Here is a 21,303-nt window from a genome sequence, read left to right as displayed (position 1 = left end):
TATCATTGGTATAGTCTAACTATGGGCGTTGGTAAACTCGTAATGCAACTGTGTAGGGGGTGAATGTCTTGCTAGGAACTAGGCTCGATGCTTGAGCACAACTTAATTGGCGGAAATGATTTGGTAGCCGTTGCGACCGTTCTGTTTGACCTGATACAGCGCTTGATCCGCATATTGGAATAAGCTGGTTAAATGGTCGTAGGTGTTAGTTTTCTTCGACGTTGCACCAGCACTGATAGTGATATAGGGTTTTGTTGGAGAATAGGCATGCTCTAAGGACAGATGACGGATTGCACTCACCAATTGACTGAGATAACCATCAAGCTCAAGTTCGATGTCGCTTGCGAGTAACACACAAAACTCTTCACCGCCATAACGGCACACCAAGTGCTCATAGGGCGATTCAACATCTCGCAGTGCTTGCGCGACAAGACGCAAGGCACGATCACCGGCGACGTGTCCATAGTTATCGTTGTACTGTTTAAAGTGATCGATATCAACCAAAATGATGCCTATCTGGCTATAACTTAGTTCTTCAATGAAATAACGCGCTGTTTCATAGAGGTGTCTGCGGTTGGCAATACCGGTAAGTGGGTCAACAATGGACTGCTTTTTAAGGATTGCGCGTTTTTCGTCCAGTTCGGTAATCAGGTTGGTTATGTCGCGGGCAAAGCTTTTCATTTCTTTTGAGATGAACGATGCTTCATTTGGCAATTTATCACCGGACTTTTGAAACTGGCGTAAGGCTTTTTGAGCCTGCTCAAGCGGTTTGATCAGCTTAGACACGACAGACAAATTAAGAATAAACATCACCAGTGAAAAACAAGCCAACACGCTCGCTTCTGAGAACGTCAGGAAAGTAGGCAGTTTCTCGTTATGGATAATTTCAATGGCAATGTTATTGCCATTGAGGAAATCAGTGCGATAAATGATAGAGACATAATCTGGCAAAACACCATGTAGGGAATCATGTTCACTTATTGGATGGATGTTGATATCCACACCTGTAGCGGCTTCAATTTCAGCGATAAAGTCATTACGAATCTTACGAATAAATACGATGTAACCGAAATCACAGGATTTGCCGTCACTCAGGCAGATTCGGGCCGACGCAACCATGTAAGGTTCATTTTGGTGCACCGCATATTTGATGTGTGAAGATACCTTAGCGCTTGAAGCGTTGATCGATTGGACAAGAAGTTTATTGACGACAGCAGGGTCATTGAGCTCGATAAACTGAGTGGAGTGAACTTGTCCATCTCGGTATAAAGCGCTCCATTTTACATCAAGTTGGTGATCGAAAATGATCATACCGTCGATCAGTTTGGACTCAAATGCATGCGGACCTATGCTGTCCGTTATGAAAGCGTCGCTAGGCTGTTGTACATAACGTGTCAACGTTGTCCAAGCGGCATAATCTTCAAGAGATGCTCTCAGTTCGAGTTCTTCCATTTTCAATACGGTTTGCACACGCTCGATCTCGAACTCTTGTCTCTTTTTTGAAGCCTCTACGGCAAGCTCATGGCTCCAGAGCGCCTTAAACGTAAAATAGAAAACGAGAAATAAGAGAACAACAGAGATAGAAACCAGAATGGTTAACTGTTTAAGACTGAAGTGTTTTAATTTAACCACTAAAAAAGCGCTACCTGAACAAGGAGTGGGCAATATTGCACCGTTATTGTAGAGATCATTTCTGACTTGAGCCAGTCATTAACGGGCTAGATTGTTTCGATAGGAGCGAAGGCATTGTGTTTAAAACAAAAAAATCTTCAAATAATCTAAAAGTGTTACATGTGACTACTTTAATATTTTGTCATAATTTCATTTATTGTTTATATTCCCGTGCCACATAACTACAACAAAAGTTTACATTCATGATTGCTAGTCAAACTTCGTCGGAACGCGAAACCTTGCTTGACGCCAACGAACAGTTGGTGTCGACTACTGATCTGAAAGGCGTCATTACCTACAGTAACGAGGCTTTTTGTCGTATTGCCGAATTCACTCAGGAAGAACTGCTGGGTCAAAATCACAATATTGTGCGTCATAGCACTATGCCTAAAGCTGCATTCGCAGATATGTGGGCGAACCTAAAACAAGGTAAAGCATGGCGGGGTATTGTAAAAAATCGCACTAAAACAGGAGGCTTTTATTGGGTAGATGCCTACGTAACGCCTATCTACGCAAATGGTGAGATAACGGGTTATCAGTCGGTGCGTGTTAAACCTAAAAGAGAGTGGGTCACAGTGGCTGACAAAGCCTATCAATCTTTGCTGCACGCTGAGAAAACAGGCAAAAGTGTCTCACTGAAAATTCCCGACACTCTGCGTTATGCCATGTTAATTGGTTCTCTATCTGCCCCCATCATTGCGAATCTATTGTCACTCGAAGGCATTGCGAGTTGGGTCGCTAGTGCACTCCCAATCTCGGTGGCCGTATTGCTTTTCAGGCAAGAATTGGTCGATACGCCTAAACAGTTGAAAAAGCTTCAGTCAAAATATGATAGTGTCAGTCGTCTGATCTATTCTGGCAATACTCAATTCTCAATTGCAGATTTCCATATTAAGCTTCTTTCTGCACGAATTAGAACCGTGTTAGGCAGGATGACGGATTCAGCTAAACCGCTGCAAGATCTGTCTGATGGCTTAAGCGCAACAACCTTGCAGGTAACGCAAGCCCTTGAGCAGCAAACGAAAGATATTCGTCAAGTTCGTGAAGCGACCGAAGACGTGGAAGCGTCCGCCAACGAGGTTTCAACCAGCACACACGAAGCACATGATTTGATTGATGTGACACTCAAAACGTGTCTGCTTGCGAAAGACACTATCGACCAGACTCATGTCAATTTAGAGAAACTCAGTGTTCAGGCTGAAAAAGCGACCAATACCACGTATCAACTGAGTGAACAGGCTCAAAACGTCAGCCAGATGATGGAAGAAATCGGTGGGATCGCAGAACAAACCAACTTACTGGCGTTAAACGCTGCGATTGAGGCCGCCCGTGCTGGTGAGCAGGGACGTGGTTTTGCGGTGGTAGCGGACGAAGTTCGTGCATTGTCAGGCAGAACTTCCAATGCCACATTGCAAATTAAAGACAGTATTGAAACCATGTTGACGACGATTGAAGGTTGGCAACGCGACATCATTGCCAACCGTGAACAAACAGATGCATGTGGTGCAGTAGCAGAAGTAAGCGCAAAGCGTTTATCTGAAGTCGAAACCATGATGCAATCGATGAACGACTTGATGAGTACGGTTGAAGATGCGGCAACGAAACAACGCCAGCTTTCCAGCGATGTAAATTTGCACATTCAGTCAATAGCCTCTGCGGCTGAGCAAAACCTAGCAGCGACGCATTCCGTTAATCTGCACTCACAAGAGTTACGCAATCAAGTCAACGAGTTTTATCAGTTAGCTCAGCGATTTGAAGAAAAATAAACCAAGGCCCTGCACCAGCAGGGCCTTTATTATTGCTGAACGCTTTTGTAAAGATATCTCTGACAGGTGGGCTCGCTTATACGCTTAAGGATCTGTGACATAATAGCGATGACGACAAAAGCAAACAGCAACCTTCCCCAAAATATCGATACGAAGTCTGCACCAATCAACAATACGAGAATGGTGTCTTCAATCATGCTGTGGGCCAAGTTAAGCAACATGACGGCGGTAAACACATCTCGTGCTGGTATGTGGCCTCGTTTCGCTTCGTTGATCAGCAGGCCGCCACCGAAAGAAATACCTAATGTAATGCCGACTATGGTTAGGTTAGTCGCCTCTCTGCTTATCCCTAATACAGATAGAACAGGCTTGAGTGCCATCGCCATTAACTTCTCCACACCGAGCAGCTTTAGCATCTTTAAGGTAAATAATAAGACGGCAATGATGACAAGTATCACGAATAAGTTTTCGACTTGTGACCACGCCCATTGCAAATAAGTTTGCTCTGGAGGTACTTCTGGATTCCAAACGATCTGGGCCGGTGTATTTAGCAAATCGCCGAACTGATAAATCTGGTGGAGAACCCACGCAAACACCAGTCCACCCCCAACTCTGACTAACGTTGTCATCGCAATACTCACACCAGCGCGCTTGGCAATTGCTGCTTCAATCGGGATTGAGTGTGCGATGAGCATTAATGACCCCAAAATCGAGATCTGAGCCACGGTGAGTTCACTGTTGGTGCTCATAAAGATCAATAGCCCTGCGTACATATTAGTAAGCAGAGTTGTCGCCCAAACTAAGCCCATTTCATCGGGTAAACCGACAAAATTCATCAAAGGACTCAGCCATTGGCTAAGCAATGCAACGCCTCCTAGCTCTTCAACAACTTTAATGACGATGATAATTGGAATCATCACTTTATACAGAGTCCAGGTGACATCGATTATTTCTTTAAAAAGGTCATAAAAGAAACGTTGTAACTTTTCCATGTTGAATTCCACACTGAATGATTCGATGGCACAAATATTAATAAAGACATGAGAAATATGGATGTGTAATTTGCATGCTTGCTATGCCTCATATTTCTTTATTGAGTTAACTTTGTGTTAAAATTTCTTAAAAGTGCTCTCTGGAGAAATTATGGAAATTGACCGTTTAGACAGGAAGATTTTGTCGATACTGCAAAAGAATAATCGTATTGCGAATGTAGAGTTGGCGGAAGAAGTGGGGTTGTCGCCGCCAGCTTGTTTGAAGAGGGTAAAACGGCTTCGGGAAGACAAGGTGATCACGGGTGATGTCTCTATCATCAATCCCGAGCTGGCCGGTAATAAGATGAACTTGATTGTTTCAGTCGAAATGGAGCGAGATAGACCTGATATATACAGCGTGTTTCGCCAATCGATAACCAAAGCACCTGAAGTCACTCAATGCTATCAGATCACGGGAGGCTACGATTTCATGCTGGTGGTGAGCGTTCCAGATATCAAAGCGTATGAAAAGTTTATTGAACAGGTCTTGCATCAAGATAAGAACATACGCAAATTTCATACATCGGTCTCGACTCGCACGGTAAAGTTCAGCACTGAAGTGAATGTAGAAGAGATTGAATAAAAAAACGCCCTGCTAGCGTAGCAGGGCGTTTTCGTTCAATGATTCAATAATTAAGCTAAAAGCTCTTTCGCTGTGTTGACAACGTTTTCAGTGGTGAAGCCGAACATCTTGAACAGCTCACCTGCTGGTGCAGATTCACCGAAGGTGGTCATACCGATGATACGCCCGTCGAAACCAACGTACTTGTACCAGAAGTCAGCAATACCCGCTTCTACCGCGATACGTGCCGTCACGTCAGATGGCAGAACCGCTTCACGGTAAGCGGCATCTTGCTTGTCGAATGCATCTGTTGATGGCATGGAAACAACACGTACTTGCTTGCCTTCAGCAGTCAGTTCAGCCGCAGCGTTCACTGCTAGCTCAACTTCAGAGCCGGTTGCGATAAGGATAAGCTCTGGCTTGCCTGCGCAATCTTTCAGGATGTAACCACCCTTAGCAATGTTCGCTACTTGCTCAGCGTCACGCTCTTGCTGTGCAAGGTTTTGACGAGAGAAGATAAGTGACGTCGGTGCATCTTTACGTTCGATAGCCAGTTTCCAAGCCACTGCTGATTCCACTTGGTCACATGGGCGCCATGTGCTCATGTTTGGCGTTAGACGTAGAGAAGCCATTTGCTCAACCGGTTGGTGAGTTGGGCCATCTTCGCCAAGGCCAATAGAGTCGTGCGTGTAAACTTGGATGTTTTGCACTTTCATCAGAGCCGCCATACGCATTGCGTTACGCGCGTATTCCATGAACATTAGGAAGGTTGCGCCGTATGGTACGAAACCACCGTGCAGAGCGATACCGTTCATGATAGCCGTCATACCGAATTCACGTACACCATAGTGGATGTAGTTACCTGCTGGGTTTTCAGCTGAAACAGACTTAGAACCAGACCACATAGTTAGGTTAGAAGGGGCAAGGTCAGCAGAGCCGCCTAGGAATTCAGGTAGCATAGCACCGAATGCTTCTAGTGCGTTTTGAGACGCTTTACGTGATGCGATGTTGGCAGGGTTAGCTTGAAGGTCTGCAATGATTTGTGTTGCTTTCTCTTCCCACTCAGCTGGCAGCTCACCGTTCAGGCGACGCTTAAGCTCTGCCGCTTCTGCAGGATAAGCTGCAGCGTATGCGTCAAACTTCGCATTCCACGCCGCTTCTTTCGCTGCGCCCGCTTCTTTTGCATCCCACTCAGCGTATACATCTGCTGGGATTTCAAAAGGACCGTGCTCCCAACCAAGTTCTTTACGTGTAGCTGCAATTTCTTCAGCGCCTAGTGGAGCACCATGGCAGTCGTGTGACCCCGATTTGTTTGGTGAACCAAAACCAATGATAGTTTTAGTACAGATTAGGGTAGGACGTGGGTCTGCTTTCGCCGCGATAATCGCTGCGTTAATCGCTTCAGAGTCGTGACCGTCTACTGCTGGGATGACGTGCCAGCCGTACGCTTCGAAACGCTTAGGTGTATCGTCAGAGAACCAACCTTCTACTTCACCATCGATAGAGATGCCGTTGTCATCCCAGAACGCGATTAACTTACCAAGACCTAGCGTACCTGCTAAAGAACAGGCTTCGTGAGAAATACCTTCCATCAGACAGCCGTCACCCATGAATGCATAAGTGAAGTGGTCAACGATGTCGTGGCCTTCTTTGTTGAATTGTGCTGCTAGTGTTTTCTCAGCCAGCGCCATACCTACCGCGTTAGTGATACCTTGACCTAGTGGGCCAGTCGTCGTTTCGATACCCGGTGCGTAACCGTACTCTGGGTGACCTGGCGTCTTAGAGTGCAGTTGACGGAAGTTTTTCAGGTCATCGATAGACAACTCGTAACCGGCAAGGTGAAGCAGAGAGTAAATCAGCATTGAGCCGTGGCCATTTGATAGCACGAAACGGTCGCGGTCAGCCCACTCTGGGTTTGCTGGGTTGTGATTTAGGTGAGAGCGCCAAAGAACTTCAGCGATGTCAGCCATACCCATAGGTGCGCCTGGGTGACCAGAGTTGGCTTGTTGTACGCCGTCCATGCTAAGGGCACGGATAGCATTAGCTAGATGTTTACGATCCATAATAAATACCGAATATTATTAAATTCTATAAAGGAAAATTAAGAGGGGAACGCCAACGTTCCCCTTTTTAAAATAATTTGAGATTAAAGCTTAGCTTCGATCATCGCTTCAAGTTTGCCTTGGTCAACAGCGAAGTTGCGGATACCTTCAGCCAGTTTCTCAACGGCCATTGCATCTTGGTTGTGATCCCATAGGAACTCTGCGTGAGTCATAGCAGCAGGGCGCTCTTTAGCACCTTTAGAGTCAACTAGCTTCTCTACCACTTCACCTTCCGCAGCTTCTAGTTCAGCAAGAAGAGCAGGAGCGATAGTTAGACGGTCACAGCCAGCAAGTTCTAGGATCTCGCCGATGTTACGGAAGCTTGCGCCCATAACCACTGTGTTGTAGCCGTATTCTTTGTAGTAGTTGTAGATCTTAGATACAGATAGTACGCCTGGATCTTCTGAAGCTTCGAAATCACGGCCTTCTTTCGCTTTGTACCAGTCCATGATACGACCAACGAATGGAGAAATTAGGAACACGCCAGCTTCAGCACAAGCACGAGCCTGAGCAAATGAGAATAGAAGCGTTAGGTTACAGTTGATGCCTTCTTTTTCAAGGATCTCAGCTGCGCGGATACCTTCCCAAGTAGAAGCCAGTTTGATTAGGATGCGGTCGTTAGTGATGCCCGCATCGTTGTACATTTTTACTAGCTGGCGAGCTTTAGCAACGCTGCCTTCCATGTCGTAAGAAAGACGAGCGTCTACTTCTGTAGAGATACGACCAGGGATAGTCTTTAGGATTTCTTTACCGATGTTGACTGCAAGCATGTCGCAAGTGTCTTGTACTTGCTGAGCTTTGTCGCTGCTTTGAGATTTTGCGTATTCGATAGAAGCGTCGATAAGAGGCGCGTATTCTTCGATTTGAGCGGCTTTAAGAATCAGAGAAGGGTTAGTCGTTGCATCTTCTGGCTGGTATTTTTTAATCGCATCGATTTCACCAGTGTCTGCTACGACAGTCGTTAGTTTACGAAGTTGCTCTAATTTGTTGCTCATTTCGATCATCCTATTTAATGGGCGTTCACATAAAAACAGTTAATGTGAGTGGTGCAATTGCAAGCGAGTTAGCTAATCGTTTTTTAACCCTTTCCGAGTTCATTAAATCAACTAACCGGAATAAATTTCAGCGTGAGAGCATTTGTTGTGAACATTTGCTCTAACGATGAGTAAATGATGGGTTCATATTTATCTCATCCAGACAGAATGTCAATCGCTAATTGAAGGTTATGGTGATGTTCATCAACTATTTTTCCAATTGCTTTTGTCGGCTATTCGATTTAAACGTTTGCCAAGGCATGGCAAGGGTTAGAGAGAATATGCAGAGCATAATAAATAGCCTGAGAATTTGTCGCAGTGGTGAGCAAATGTTGCAATTATCTATAGTGATGACATATGCTACAGCACTGAGCAGATGTCATAGGTATTTTACCCTATAGGAACCCAAGCAAAATGAGCAAGTCACAACAAGATATGTCTGATGACAGCGCTGATCTACTGACCGAAATCTCCGTTGCCTATTATCAGGACGGGGCAACCCAGGAAGAAATATCCAAGAAGTTTTCTGTATCGCGGGCAAAAGTAGGGCGGATGCTAAAGCAGGCTCGTGATGAGGGTATCGTTGAGATTACCGTCAAATATCACCCCGTATTCAGTGCCAAGATCGAGCAAAGGCTCATTGAAAGGTTTGGTGTTAAGCGCGCTCTGGTTGCACTTGATCAGCCGAGCGAAGAGCAGCAACGTTTGCAAGTGGCAGGGTTAGTATCCAAATACATGGCCAGCTCCATTCAAAATGGGTCTGTTGTGACTGTCGGTCAGGGAAGGAATGTCTCCGCGGTTGCCCATCATATTGGCGTTATTCCTCAACGAGATGTGAAGTTTGTCTGTGGTATCGGCGGGATTCACCCTCGCGGCGGTATGTTTAACGCTGATCATATCTGCCGACAATTTGCCAAGAGCTATGGTGGTACATCAGAAACGCTTTATGCTCCTGCATACGCAGAAAACCCAGAACAGAAACACGCGTTTATGCAAAATGCGACAGTCAAGCAAACGCTGGATCTCGCTCGTAAGGCCGATGTCGCTTTGGTCGGGATTGGCGATATGAGTGAGAACAGCTATATGGTCGACTTAGGTTGGTTTACAGCAGATGAAGTGGTTCAATCTCGCATGCTTCAAGGGGTTGTTGGTGATTTTGCTGGCTATGATTTCTTCGATATTCAGGGGCAGTCTGCCAAAACCGTCATGAGTGATCGCGTTATTGGTCTAAGTATTGAAGAATTTCGCCCAATCTCAGAAGTGATTGCCATTGCGGCTGAGAACAGTAAGCCATTGGCGATGCTCGGGGCGCTGAGAACAGGCGTGATTGATGTGATTGCCACCAGCGTAAGCAACGCACTCACTGTACTTAACCTAGATGAGCAAATGAAATGACCGCGAGAGAATGTTCGCCCAAAAGCACGAGTCATGTCCTCGTGCTTCTCTTATAATTTGCCCTTTGCTTTCTCTTTTACGAAATCCATAAATGCCCTAATTCTAGCGGGCATCTGCAAGCCGCAGTTGTGTACAGCTAAGACTGACGCTTTAAGGCTCATCCCATCCGCTTTTAATCGCGTAAACTTGCCTTCCTTTAAGTCGTCTTCAACGGCGAGAATAGGTCAGCACATAATTCCATCAGGCTAGACACGATTTCACATCGCAGGGCAATTGGGTATCAATGAGCTTAGCGAAGTACCTAAGATCAGGTTGTACAGGTTTGACAACATGCACGTGGCGTGTTGCAAGCCAACAGAATCGATATACATGACCTAATTAGTACACGGATTTACATAGTAAATCGTCAAAATCTTGAAGGCCATCATGGAGCTAAGGAGCGCATTTGATTTGATGTCGGCGCTTTACCTACTACGTTTTTATTCGTCAATGGCCTGTTCGACAAAATGGGAAAGTTGAAATAGATGCGCCAACTGCTTTCAAGGCAGCGACATACTTAGGCATTTTTGATTGTAGGTTCAGTAAAAAAGAAAAGGCAGCCGTTATTGGCTGCCCTTGGTGTGAAATGAACGCTAGCTGATCGGTAAACTGTCGTCTGCACCCCATTCGGTCCACGAACCGTCATACACTGAAAGGTTTTGATATCCGCAAAGTTGTGCAGCGAGAAGAACAATCGCTGCCGTTACCCCTGAGCCACAGCTGAAAATGTGTTGAGATTTGCTGCTATCCATTGAGCGTTCCAAGATTGATTTTAGATCGCTAATAGGTTTGAGTTTGTGACCTTCCATCAACTCAGCGAAAGGCTGACATACTGAATTTGGAATATGGCCAGCTCGCACACCAGGTCTTGGCTCGGCGACTTCGGCATTGAATCGCGCATGAGAGCGTGCGTCAACGGTCTGGTTGGACGCGTTCGGGATTTGGTCAAGTACGTATTGCGCATCAACAAAGAAAGAAGGGTCGAGTTTGCCGTTAAAGTTACCTTCAGTAGCGGCATTTTTGTAAGAAGTGACAGTGTCATATCCAGCTAGCTTCCACTCGGTCAGGCCACCATTCAATATATACACTTCTTTATGTCCCATTGCTCTTAGCATCCACCATGCGCGCGGAGAAGCAAAAGTCCCGCTGTTGTCGTAGACCGCAATGATGGAATCTTGATTCAGACCAATGCTCTTTGCTAGCTGGTTGAAGCGGTATTCTGAAGGCATCATATGAGGAAGAGAAGCGTCAGGATCGCAAAACACAGAATCGTAATCAAAGCGAATAGTATTTGGAATTAAGTTCTGATTGTCTTTTTCCGGCTCTGATGGGATCTGAAATTCAATACTTGTATCTAGTACAACCAACTTTCCCGTTTGTTGCAGTTCAGCGAGCTGTTTTGGAGTGATCAAGGGTGACATAATACTTCCTTATATAAGTTTATGAATTTTATGCAACTAATTTACAACAGGGCTGTAGAGGTCACAACAGGGACAGTTAATGTTTATTGGTATAGGTGTTGCACTGTACATAGCGATAGCTGATAGCGTCAGAAAAGGGTGAGGATTTCTTGTCAAGTTCCACGATGGAATTGACAGGGCATTCAGTTTGAGGCGGGATGCTAATCATAGTTTGGCCACCATCGCCAAATTCAATATTCAGAAAGCGTCGATTTCCATCAAGTGACTGGGTGAGAGTTTGAGTTAAGACAAGCGCTTGAACTCTAGTGGTTTGCTTTGGCTTATTGATCGCTATCAGTCCAAGCAAGACCAGTGCTAACAGGAGCAGGGCGGCCAGAAATATTTTCGGGTTGTTCATAGGGTCTGTTGACCTTTTGCGGTTAAATTTTGTTCGAGATAAAAGCGTTTTAGTCGCGGCGAGAGGTTTGTCGCCTAGTGACCTAAGCAAAACACCTCTCAACAAAGAGTAAAACGCTTTTAGCCGAACCCTCTGGGCAGCGTTTGTGGTTCCTTTCTACTGCGTTATCGGCTTATCAGGTAGGGCAACTACATTTCAAACCCTCTGCCTTGTATAAAGAACCCACAAACTGCTGCAAAAATCAGCTCAAAAGGTCAACAGATCCTAATAACCTTTGTACTCCTGACCGTTTATGGTGAGTTTAGCTACAAACGGGGCAATTCGGCATTTTCATCAGATTCATTTCTCGCCATGACATGGTCATCGCATCGAGAATCAAAACCTTACCTTCTTTCGCCCGTCCATAATTGGCGATAACTTTGATCGCTTCCATAGCTTGTACCGCGCCGATGATGCCGACAACTGGCGCCATGACTCCAGCTTCAACACAGCTTAATGCTGCTGAGCCGAATAGCGAGCTTAAACACTGGTAACAAGGTTGTGCTTTATCCTGATAAGTGAAGACACTGACTTGGCCTTCCATTCTTATTGCTGCACCTGAAACAAGTGGTGTTTTTAACTGGTAGCAGAGGCGGTTAAGCTGATTACGAGTCTCTACGTTATCCGATGCATCAAGCACTAATGTATGCTGCTCGATTTCTGTCTTTAAATCCTCATCACTCAAACGTTGATCTATCGTTCGCACTTCTAGGTGAGGGTTCAGTTGTTGCAGAGATTCAGAGGCCGAGAGGACTTTCTTCTTACCAACGTCATCGTCATGATGAAGTACTTGGCGTTGCAGATTAGACAGTTCTACAACGTCATCATCAATTAAGGTCAGAGAGCCGACCCCTGCTGTTGCTAGGTATTGGCTTGACGCGCAGCCAAGCCCACCAGCACCAAGAATCAAAATCGAGCTTTGCTTTAGTGCTTCCTGGCCGTCAAAATCAAACTGCTTGAGTATGATTTGACGGTTGTAGCGAAGCATTTCTTGATCGGAAAGGATCTCCAATGTGCTCACTCCTAATATAGGGTTGAATTGAACAACTGGATATTCACGGTTTCACCGACTTCAACACGGCCACGCTCACGTTCCAAAACGACAAAGCAATTTGCCAAGCTCATAGAGCGGAAAGCGCCTGAACTTTGGTTTCCTGTCGTTTCTACCACAAACTTGCCATCTTCGATGGTGTAAACGCCGCGTTGATAGTCTGTGCGTCCCGGTGCTTTCTTAAATGCACTGCGAGTGATAGCTGGAATGGATTCAGGTGCTTTCCATTCAGTGTGTCCGGCAAGTTTCGCTAACATAGGCTGAACAAGAACGTACATTGTTAGCACTGCTGACACTGGGTTACCTGGAAGTCCGCAGAACCAAGCGGTCGATAACTTGCCAAATGCAAATGGCTTACCCGGCTTGATGGCAAGCTTCCAGAAGCCGATTTGCCCGAGTTGTTCCAATAACTCTTTGGTATAGTCGGCTTCACCGACACTCACACCACCCGATGTTACAACAACGTCAGCTAAAGTCTGCGCTTTTTCGAACGTTGCTTTTAGCTCTTGTGGGCAATCAGGAACAATACCAAGATCGACAGGTTCACAGCCGAAGTTTTCAATCAGAGGTTTTATGCCGTAACGATTACTGTCGTAAATCTGGCCTGCTTCGAGAGGCTCACCAAGGGGCTTCAGCTCATCACCTGTTGAGAAGAAGGCAACGCGAGGCTTACGAACGACAGTGACATGGCTGATACCCAAAGTGGCAATCATCGGGATATCTCGCGCGGTAAGGCGCGCACCTTTAGGCAGTACCACGTCATCTTTGCGAATGTCATCACCTGTAGGACGAATGTTATTCTGCGGCTTCACGTTAGTTTGATTGAACTGCACGCCTTGTTCTGTCTGCTCGGTATTTTCCTGCATGATGACGGCATCACAGCCATCAGGAATTTGAGCGCCCGTCATAATGCGAACGCATGTGCCTTTGGGCCATTCGCCCTCAAAAGGTTGGCCTGCAAAAGATTTACCCGCTAAAGGCAGAACATTATTGTTGTTTAAGTCGGCAATACGAATTGCGTATCCGTCCATTGCTGAGTTATCAAAAGGCGGAACGAAAATAGGGGAAAGTATATCTTCAGCAAGAACATAGCCAATGGCTTCGGCAAGAGGCAGTTGTAAGGTGGTTTGGATTGGTTTAATTGGCGACAGCATTTGTTCCATCGCATCTTCGATTGGCATCAAGCCAGGAGCATCACAGCAACCCATAATCGTGTCCTAAATCGTTATTATATGAGCTATTAATGAAAATTACTCTATCACAGAAGTCGTAGTCATAATAATGACCACGGATAAAATATGGATGTAATTACTCAAAAATCCGAGTATCCTTGTCAGCCATCCAAAAGGGGAAAGTCCCTTTATTTATGGGTATGTTCAGTTGCTCAGTAGTGGGCCGAGAGTTTGTCTGTCGCCTCAATCAAATCAAGTGGTTGAAGTTTAAACGGCAAGGTTATGTAAGAGGAAGTCGAATGTCAGGTCTTAGCGAATCCGCGAAGTTGGTAAAAGATGCGCTAGAAAGCCGCGGTTTGGAGACGCCAATGTTACCGAACCAAATCAGTCGTGAGGAGAAAAAAGAAAAGATTCAGTATCACATGCGTGAAATTCTTTCTCTTCTTGAGCTCGATCTTACCGATGACAGTCTTGAAGAAACGCCGCATCGCATTGCAAAGATGTACGTTGACGAGATTTTCTCTGGCCTTGATTACGCCAACTTCCCAAAAATCACGGTGATTGAAAACAAGATGGACGTGAGTGAAATGGTGCGCGTAAAAGGCATCACACTGACAAGCACTTGTGAGCATCACCTAGTGACGATTGATGGCCGTGCGACTGTGGCGTATATTCCGCGCGGAAAAATCATTGGCTTGTCTAAGATTAACCGCATCGTTCGTTTCTTTGCGCAGCGCCCTCAAGTGCAAGAGCGCATGACTCAACAAATTCTAGTCGCACTACAAACTCTGCTAGAATCTGATGATGTTGCAGTCACCATTGATGCCACACACTACTGTGTGAAATCACGTGGTGTGATGGATGCAACAAGCGAAACCACCACCACCGCGTTAGGTGGTATTTTTAAGAGCAACTCGGCGACGCGCCACGAGTTCCTACACGGAATTCGTTAGAGCGGCCGATACGCTTTACGAATTATTCAAAACCGCTTCCTTGTTGAAGCGGTTTTTACATTTTAACTGCTTACGGATCTACATTCGTTAGCCATCCTTGAAGGATACACTTGTGACAACCTCATTTAAGAGCCTGAATCTTAGAAGTGAACTGATAGAGACACTGAACAGCCTTAACTACACGGAAATGACGCCAATACAGCAACAGGCATTGCCGATTGTTCTTGAAGGCAAAGACGTGATTGGCCAAGGCAAGACAGGCTCGGGCAAAACAGCGGCGTTTACTCTTGGATTACTGAGTAATTTGAACGTTAAACGCTTCCGTGTTCAGACCTTGGTACTTTGTCCAACTCGCGAGCTCGCCGATCAGGTAGCAAAAGAGGTTCGTACACTGGCACGTGGCATTCACAACATCAAAGTGCTCACATTGTGTGGCGGTATGCCGATGGGGCCTCAAATTGGCTCGCTAGAGCATGGCGCGCATATCTTGGTGGGTACGCCTGGGCGTATTTTGGATCACCTTTCTAAAGGTCGTATCAATCTCGCTGAGATGAACACTTTGGTTCTGGATGAAGCTGATCGAATGTTGGAAATGGGCTTTGAAGAGGCCATTGACGCCATCATTGATGAAGCGCCTCAAGAAAGACAAACTTTATTGTTTAGTGCGACGTTCCCGAAAAACATTGAGTCCTTAGCGTCGAAAGTGATGCGTGATCCGCAAATGATCAAAGTGGAGTCAACGCATCAGACAACGACCATCGAACAGCGATTCTACAAGTTAAACACAACAGAAGAGCGTGATAATGCTCTGGAAGCGTTATTACTGACACACAAACCTGAGTCGTCCGTTGTGTTCTGTAACACCAAGAAAGAAGTCCAGAAGGTGACTGATGAGCTAAGCCACCGTGGGTTTAGCGTTGTCGAGCTTCATGGTGATATGGAGCAGCGTGAACGCGAACAGGCATTGACCATGTTTGCTAACAAAAGTGTCTCAATTCTTGTAGCGACGGACGTAGCAGCGCGTGGCCTTGATGTTGATAACCTTGATGCTGTGTTCAATTTTGAATTGTCACGCGACCCTGAAGTGCATGTCCATCGAATTGGCCGCACTGGTCGAGCAGGTTCTAAAGGTGTTGCGTTTAGCTTCTACAGTGAGAAAGAAGAATATCGTGTCGCACGTATAGATGAATACATGGATATCGAGATCTCTCCAGCTGTACTACCAGAAAAACCAGTTGAGAGACCTTTCTACCCTAAAATGCAGACGATTCAGATCCTGGGCGGTAAGAAGCAGAAAGTTCGTGCTGGAGATATATTAGGTGCTCTGACGAAACAGGCTGGACTGGATGGGAAGAAAATCGGCAAGATCAACATTCTTCCAATGGTTTCTTATGTAGCCGTTGAACACGAGATTGTAAAACCCGCATTGAAGCAGCTTCAAAATGGTAAAATGAAAGGGCGTAACTTTAAAGCTCGTGTGATGAAGTAACGCTCCCACTCAGTTTTTTTAAGGCCTCCGCACCGGAGGCTTTTTTCGTTTGCTACTGCGTAAATTTGTAAGTAACCCCAAGGCTTACAGACCAGCCGAGATCGCTTTGAATTAATGGGCTGTCCGAGTCGTGATGTTCCAACTCAAACTTTGTATGCATTTAGCAGCGGCAATAAAAAGAAAAGCCGACCCTTTGTTTAGGTTGGCTTTGGTCTCGACTGTTTGGATGGATTAACTGTCGAATAGATACATGTACTCACCGTAACCTTGTTCTTCCAACTCCTCGACCGGAATGAACTTCATGGCGGCTGAATTCATGCAATAGCGCAGGCCCGTTGGTGCGGGACCATCTTTAAAAACGTGGCCCAAGTGGGAGTCAGCAAATCGACTTCTCACTTCTGTTCTTGGGTAGACCAAATGGAAATCCGTTTTAGTGACGATGTACGCCTCATTAATAGGTTTGGTAAAACTCGGCCATCCTGTCCCCGACTTGTACTTATCAGTAGAAGAAAACAGAGGCTCACCCGACACGATGTCTACGTAAATACCGTGTTGTTTGTTATCCCAATACTCGTTACTGAAAGCTCGCTCGGTTCCTTCTTCCTGAGTAACGTAATACTGGAGATCGGTTAACTTAGCTTTAATCTGTTTATCAGAGGGCTTGCTGTAAGGTTTTACGTTTGAAACAGCCTTGTGATCATCAATCAGCTGGCGCAGTGTCTTAGGATTTTTTTCTCGATCATCACCAAAGATGTCATCTAGGTACTGATCGCGGCCTGATGCGTAACGATAATAGTTGTAACGGATCTTATTACGTTTGTAGTAATCCTGATGATAGTTCTCTGCTGGCCAGAACTTGGTGAACTGAATCAGCTCGGTTTTAAGCGGCTTTTTAAAAACACCAAGTGCTTCGATTTCCGCCATAAAGTTTTCTGCAACCTGCTTTTGTTCATCGTTATGGTAGAAAATCGCAGGGCGGTACTGAGGGCCACGGTCAACAAAGGAGCCTTTGTTGTCTGTTGGATCTATATGACGGAAGAATTGGTCGAGGACTTGTTCGTAACTCACGGCTTCTGGGTCATATTTTACTTCGATCACTTCAATGTGACCGGACTTACCAGAAGAGACCTGCTGGTAGGTCGGGTTTTCTAGCTCGCCACCCGAATAACCAGAAACGACATCAATCACACCATGTAGTTTTTCCAAGTCCGACTCTGTACACCAGAAACAGCCACCCGCTAATGTAGCGACCTGATAGTCGCCGTAAGCCGAGTTTCTTGTAACATCGCTACTTGCTGTGCCAAAAAACGACGCGAGCACAGCGGTTAGGGCAATAGCGGCAAACACTATCTTCGACTTCACTTTCATATCAACCTCTTCGATTGCTTTGTCTTTGACTAATAAGAAAGGCAAGTTGAAGGAAAAATTGCATTCGATTTCATTTTTCTGCAGATTTTTCGATTAGAAAACAAAAAGGGCAGCTGAAAAGCCGCCCTTTAAATGAAACGTTGAAATTAGCCTAGTGAAGGCAAAACACCCATAGTGATGAGCAGCTGGGCTGCGATGATGACAAAGCCAACGGTACCGCTGATCATCAAACCTGCTGTACCACCAAACACTTGGTAGCCACCTTGAGTTTCCTCTGCTATACGAGCTCTCTTGACCATCATAATAGGAAGGAAGATGGCTAAAACTGCTAGCGCAATCGCTGCGTATCCAAGAGCCATAATAAAGCCTTGTGGGTAGAACAGGGCGAAGCCCATTGGCGGGACAAAGGTAATAGCACCAACGACGATGCGGCTAGAAGCGGTTTTCTTCTTGTTGAAGCTATCGCCTAGGAATTCAAACAGACCCAAACTCACGCCTAAGAAAGAAGTCAGCAGTGCTAAGTCAGCAAAAACACCGATTGTCTGACCAAGGCCTGACTGGTGAACTTTGGTCGACAGCGTTGAAATCAGCCCGCTTAGACCTTGGTTATCGACCAACGTATCTTGGCTGACCACACCAAGGGTTACAATTTGCCAGAAAACGTAAATGATCAAAGGAATAGAAGAGCCAACAATAATGGCTTTGCGCAGCGAAGGGGTATTGCCATCTAGGTAGTTCACGATAGCAGGGATACTGCCGTGGAATCCGAAAGACGTAAAGATGACCGGAATAGCGGCGACGACAAGACCTTGCTCGACAGGCATGCTCAGCAGGTACGACTCAGTCACATTCGGTGCAAGAAACGTCAAAACCATCGCCATCGCGATCAGTTTGATAGTGAACAGTATGCGATTCACTTTGTCGACCGTAGCAGTGCCGATGGTCACCACAGCGGCGACTACTATCGTAAAGATGACGGTTGAGGTCATTCCCGAGATTTCGACACCAGTAAATTGCGAAATGCGCTCACCAAACTGTGCACCACCGCCTGCTATGTATGCTGCACAAAGTGAGTAGAACAAAAACAGCATAGAAAAGCTGGCGACCCATTTGCCTTTTTGCCCCAGAAACTGCTTGGCAAGAGTATGCAATGTTGCACTCGCGTCTGCGTGTTGGTGGAGTTCAACCATCAGTAGAGCGGTATAAGCCATTAGTGCCCAAAGCGCGACCATGATGATGAGTGAAGTAGTGAAGCCAATTCCGGCAGAAGCAAGAGGTAGAGCGAGCATACCTGCACCGATAGTCGTGCCGGCGATGATCAAAGTACTACCCAGAACCTTTGATTTAGTCATGTATAATTTTCTTTACGTTTTCTATTTGATTTGGATTTTAAAACTGAAATGAATGCATATTCCAGTAGGCAAAATCTACTTTTAAGGCATTTTGTGGAATTAAATCGATAATTACAAGCTAAATGTACATTTAAATAACCACGTGTGTAATTTTTTATTTACGGTTAGTCCGGTTTTAGATGACATTCAGCAAGGCAAACGTTTACTTGCGATAAAAATCATATCGCATTGATTATTTACTTTGTTCTTTCAAAAAACTGTCATATAAGTGGTTTAAAAAGGAGCAATAGACCTTATATTCATGTACAGACTTGAAAGCAGGTCTATAAAGTTGTTTGTAATTAAGGAGGTCAGAATGAGTGACCAAACATTGAACGAAGAATGCCTTGAATTGCTAGATGCTATGGAGATTGGTTTTGAACTGTCAGAGTATGAACAGTCAATCGAAGCGCTAGCAGAAGAAATCTTCAATAAATAATCGTTCGTTGAAATCAACATTCACGTTGATACCAGAAAGAGCCAGTGCAAATGCGCTGGCTTTGTGCTTTTATGAAATGATTGTTTCGTACTAGTTAGCACTATGAATTACCTCGCCCACCTTCACATAGCACAACACTGCGAGTCGAGCATGTTGGGAAATTTGCTCGGGGACTTTGTAAAAGGTAACCCTGAACACCGCTATTCAGCCGATATCGTCCAAGGAATAAAGCTGCACCGGTTTGTCGACACTACAACCGACAGTCATGCACTGATGTTAAAAGCCAAAGAGTACTTTCCCGGAAAGAGTCGGCGTTTTTCTGGAATTGCATTGGATATGTTCTGGGATCACTGTCTGGCGTCTGAGTGGCAACAGTACCATGCCACTAGCTTGCGAGATTTTTGTCTTGATGCCGAACGTAAAGTCCTTGCTGAATACCCAGAAACACTTCCCGAGCGTTTTATGGCTGTCAGCGGGGCGATGTGGAAAGGTCGGTGGTTAGAATCCTATCAAGAAATTGAGAATATCGAATACGCGCTGCAAAGAATGTCTACTCGTTCGCCAAGAATGGGGGAGCTCTCGCATTGTTTCGATACGTTAGAACAGCGTTATCAACCATTGAAAGAAATATTCCATACCTTGTACCCAGAGGTACTAAACGCTGCGAAAAGATTCTGATAGAATCGGCGACCCTGTTTCATTTGGAAAGTTACCATGTCTTCATTTCAACATCTGGGCCTGTCTCAAGCACTTGCATCTACTGTAGAAAAATTAGGTTTTGACACGCCAACGCCTATTCAAGAGCAAGCCATTCCTCACGTACTTGAAGGAAAAGATTTGCTGGCGGGCGCTCAGACAGGAACAGGGAAAACCGCTGCCTTTGGCTTGCCACTACTCAACAAGCTACTTGATCAGGAAACGTCGCGAGATCTTCAATCAAATGATGTCTTAGCCTTGGTGGTTGTTCCTACCCGTGAGTTGGCGCAGCAAGTTTTCGACAGCTTAACGGCTTATGCGAGTGCGACTGAGATCAAAATTGTGACCGCTTACGGTGGCACCAGTATGAATGTTCAGACGCAAAATCTGAGGCAGGGTTGTGACGTATTGATCGCAACCCCTGGACGTTTATTGGATCATCTCTACTGCAAAAACATCAATCTTAGAAAAACCAGCTACTTGGTACTGGATGAAGCCGATCGCATGCTAGATATGGGATTCATGCCAGATATCCAACGTATATTGAAAAAGCTCAACCCTGAGCGTCAGACTTTGTTCTTCTCTGCGACATTTGATAAGCGCATCAAGGCCATTGCTCATAAATTGATGAACGAGCCAGTAGAGGTTCAGGTAACGCCGTCAAATAGTACGGCTGAGACAGTCAAACAGATGGTTTACCCCGTCGATAAAAAGCGTAAAGCTGAACTTCTTGCCTACTTAATTGGTTCACGGAACTGGCAGCAGGTATTGGTGTTTACCAAGACTAAGCAGGGCAGCGATGCGCTTGCGAAGGAGCTTAAACTTGATGGAATCAAAGCAGCGTCGATCAATGGGGATAAAAGCCAAGGTGCACGTCAGAAAGCATTAGACGATTTTAAATTGGGTACAATTAGGGCGTTGATTGCAACCGATGTAGCGGCGAGAGGGTTGGATATTAATCAGCTAGAACAGGTGGTTAACTTTGATATGCCATACAAAGCCGAAGACTACGTTCATCGAATTGGTCGTACTGGCCGAGCTGGTCAAGAAGGTCTGGCGGTATCGCTGATGAGTAAAGATGAAGAATACTTGCTCGAAGCGATAGAGAGGCTCCTGGATGCTCGTTTGCCACAAGAGTGGCTACAGGGCTTTGAACCGAGTATTGAAGCGCCAACTGAAAATGAACGCGAGCGCGGTGCAAGACGAAAAAGTCGCTCTTCGGAAAAACGAAAGATGAAAGCGAAGCTCAAGATTCATGCGAATAGAGGCAAGAAGAAGTAGTTAGCC

General features: G+C 45.5%; 17 protein-coding genes. 7 read left to right on the top strand and 10 right to left on the bottom strand.

The genetic code is table 11. The annotated features are described in order from the left end of the window. Positions 1-102 precede the first annotated feature (102 nt). Complete coding sequence (locus tag KW548_24600) at positions 103-1,632, bottom strand: diguanylate cyclase (GenBank protein ID QXX08750.1); 1,530 nt, start codon at positions 1,630-1,632, stop codon at positions 103-105. 242 nt (positions 1,633-1,874) lie between these two features. Here KW548_24600 and KW548_24595 point away from each other — a divergent pair, with 242 nt between their 5' ends. Beyond that, positions 1,875-3,437 carry a methyl-accepting chemotaxis protein gene (locus KW548_24595; protein ID QXX08749.1) on the top strand — a complete coding sequence of 521 codons (1,563 nt, stop codon included), beginning with the start codon at positions 1,875-1,877 and terminating at the stop codon, positions 3,435-3,437. 29 nt (positions 3,438-3,466) lie between these two features. On the opposite strand, the gene KW548_24590 is transcribed toward KW548_24595, so the two are convergent. After that, on the bottom strand, positions 3,467-4,429 hold the full coding sequence (locus KW548_24590) for a hypothetical protein (protein QXX08748.1): 963 nt from the start codon (positions 4,427-4,429) through the stop codon (positions 3,467-3,469). Positions 4,430-4,580: 151 nt separating this feature from the next. Here KW548_24590 and KW548_24585 point away from each other — a divergent pair, with 151 nt between their 5' ends. Further along, on the top strand, positions 4,581-5,051 hold the full coding sequence (locus KW548_24585; protein QXX08747.1) for an Lrp/AsnC family transcriptional regulator: 471 nt from the start codon (positions 4,581-4,583) through the stop codon (positions 5,049-5,051). 50 nt (positions 5,052-5,101) lie between these two features. Here KW548_24585 and tkt read toward each other — a convergent pair whose 3' ends face one another. Together tkt and tal are read right to left on the bottom strand one after the other, a co-directional pair. Continuing rightward, a complete protein-coding gene (tkt, locus tag KW548_24580; GenBank protein QXX08746.1) occupies positions 5,102-7,093 on the bottom strand; it encodes a transketolase in 1,992 nt (663 codons plus the stop codon). Positions 7,094-7,176: 83 nt separating this feature from the next. Continuing rightward, a complete protein-coding gene (tal, locus tag KW548_24575) occupies positions 7,177-8,127 on the bottom strand; it encodes a transaldolase (GenBank protein QXX08745.1) in 951 nt (316 codons plus the stop codon). A 453-nt stretch (positions 8,128-8,580) separates the two neighbouring features. On the opposite strand from tal, the gene KW548_24570 reads away from it, so the two are divergent. Continuing rightward, positions 8,581-9,561, top strand: coding sequence for a sugar-binding transcriptional regulator (locus KW548_24570; protein QXX08744.1), 981 nt, complete (start codon positions 8,581-8,583; stop codon positions 9,559-9,561). Positions 9,562-10,193: 632 nt separating this feature from the next. Here the strand turns inward: KW548_24570 and KW548_24565 are convergent. From KW548_24565 to moeA, 4 genes are all read right to left on the bottom strand, one after another. After that, positions 10,194-11,021: a sulfurtransferase gene (locus tag KW548_24565; GenBank protein QXX08743.1), complete on the bottom strand. Its 828-nt coding sequence runs from the start codon at positions 11,019-11,021 to the stop codon at positions 10,194-10,196. A 76-nt stretch (positions 11,022-11,097) separates the two neighbouring features. Next, positions 11,098-11,418 carry a hypothetical protein gene (locus KW548_24560; protein QXX08742.1) on the bottom strand — a complete coding sequence of 107 codons (321 nt, stop codon included), beginning with the start codon at positions 11,416-11,418 and terminating at the stop codon, positions 11,098-11,100. Positions 11,419-11,719: 301 nt separating this feature from the next. Further along, a complete protein-coding gene (gene moeB, locus KW548_24555; protein ID QXX08741.1) occupies positions 11,720-12,469 on the bottom strand; it encodes a molybdopterin-synthase adenylyltransferase MoeB in 750 nt (249 codons plus the stop codon). 11 nt (positions 12,470-12,480) lie between these two features. After that, complete coding sequence (moeA, locus tag KW548_24550; protein ID QXX08740.1) at positions 12,481-13,716, bottom strand: molybdopterin molybdotransferase MoeA; 1,236 nt, start codon at positions 13,714-13,716, stop codon at positions 12,481-12,483. A 263-nt stretch (positions 13,717-13,979) separates the two neighbouring features. Between moeA and folE the strand changes: the two genes are divergently transcribed. Together folE and dbpA are read left to right on the top strand one after the other, a co-directional pair. Then, the gene (gene folE, locus KW548_24545) at positions 13,980-14,633 is read left to right on the top strand and encodes a GTP cyclohydrolase I FolE (protein QXX08739.1); all 654 of its coding nucleotides are present in this window, start codon (positions 13,980-13,982) and stop codon (positions 14,631-14,633) included. Between the two features lie 112 nt (positions 14,634-14,745). Continuing rightward, entirely contained in the window at positions 14,746-16,122 is a 1,377-nt protein-coding gene (gene dbpA, locus KW548_24540; protein QXX08738.1) for an ATP-dependent RNA helicase DbpA, read from the top strand. A gap of 231 nt (positions 16,123-16,353) precedes the next feature. On the opposite strand, the gene msrB is transcribed toward dbpA, so the two are convergent. Next, positions 16,354-17,490, bottom strand: coding sequence for a peptide-methionine (R)-S-oxide reductase MsrB (msrB, locus tag KW548_24535; protein QXX08737.1), 1,137 nt, complete (start codon positions 17,488-17,490; stop codon positions 16,354-16,356). A 146-nt stretch (positions 17,491-17,636) separates the two neighbouring features. Continuing rightward, positions 17,637-18,842, bottom strand: coding sequence for an aromatic amino acid transporter (locus KW548_24530; GenBank protein ID QXX08736.1), 1,206 nt, complete (start codon positions 18,840-18,842; stop codon positions 17,637-17,639). A 580-nt stretch (positions 18,843-19,422) separates the two neighbouring features. On the opposite strand from KW548_24530, the gene KW548_24525 reads away from it, so the two are divergent. Further along, positions 19,423-19,998 carry a DUF479 domain-containing protein gene (locus KW548_24525; protein ID QXX08735.1) on the top strand — a complete coding sequence of 192 codons (576 nt, stop codon included), beginning with the start codon at positions 19,423-19,425 and terminating at the stop codon, positions 19,996-19,998. Between the two features lie 36 nt (positions 19,999-20,034). Next, positions 20,035-21,297 (top strand): DEAD/DEAH box helicase, encoded by a 1,263-nt coding sequence (locus tag KW548_24520; protein ID QXX08734.1) that lies wholly within the window; start codon positions 20,035-20,037, stop codon positions 21,295-21,297. Positions 21,298-21,303: the final 6 nt, after the last annotated feature.

This window comes from Vibrio neptunius (assembly GCA_019339365.1).
GTDB classification, from domain to species: domain Bacteria; phylum Pseudomonadota; class Gammaproteobacteria; order Enterobacterales; family Vibrionaceae; genus Vibrio; species Vibrio neptunius.
The sequence above is the reverse complement of the archived record's forward strand: the minus strand, read 5'-3'. Positions and strand labels throughout refer to the sequence as shown.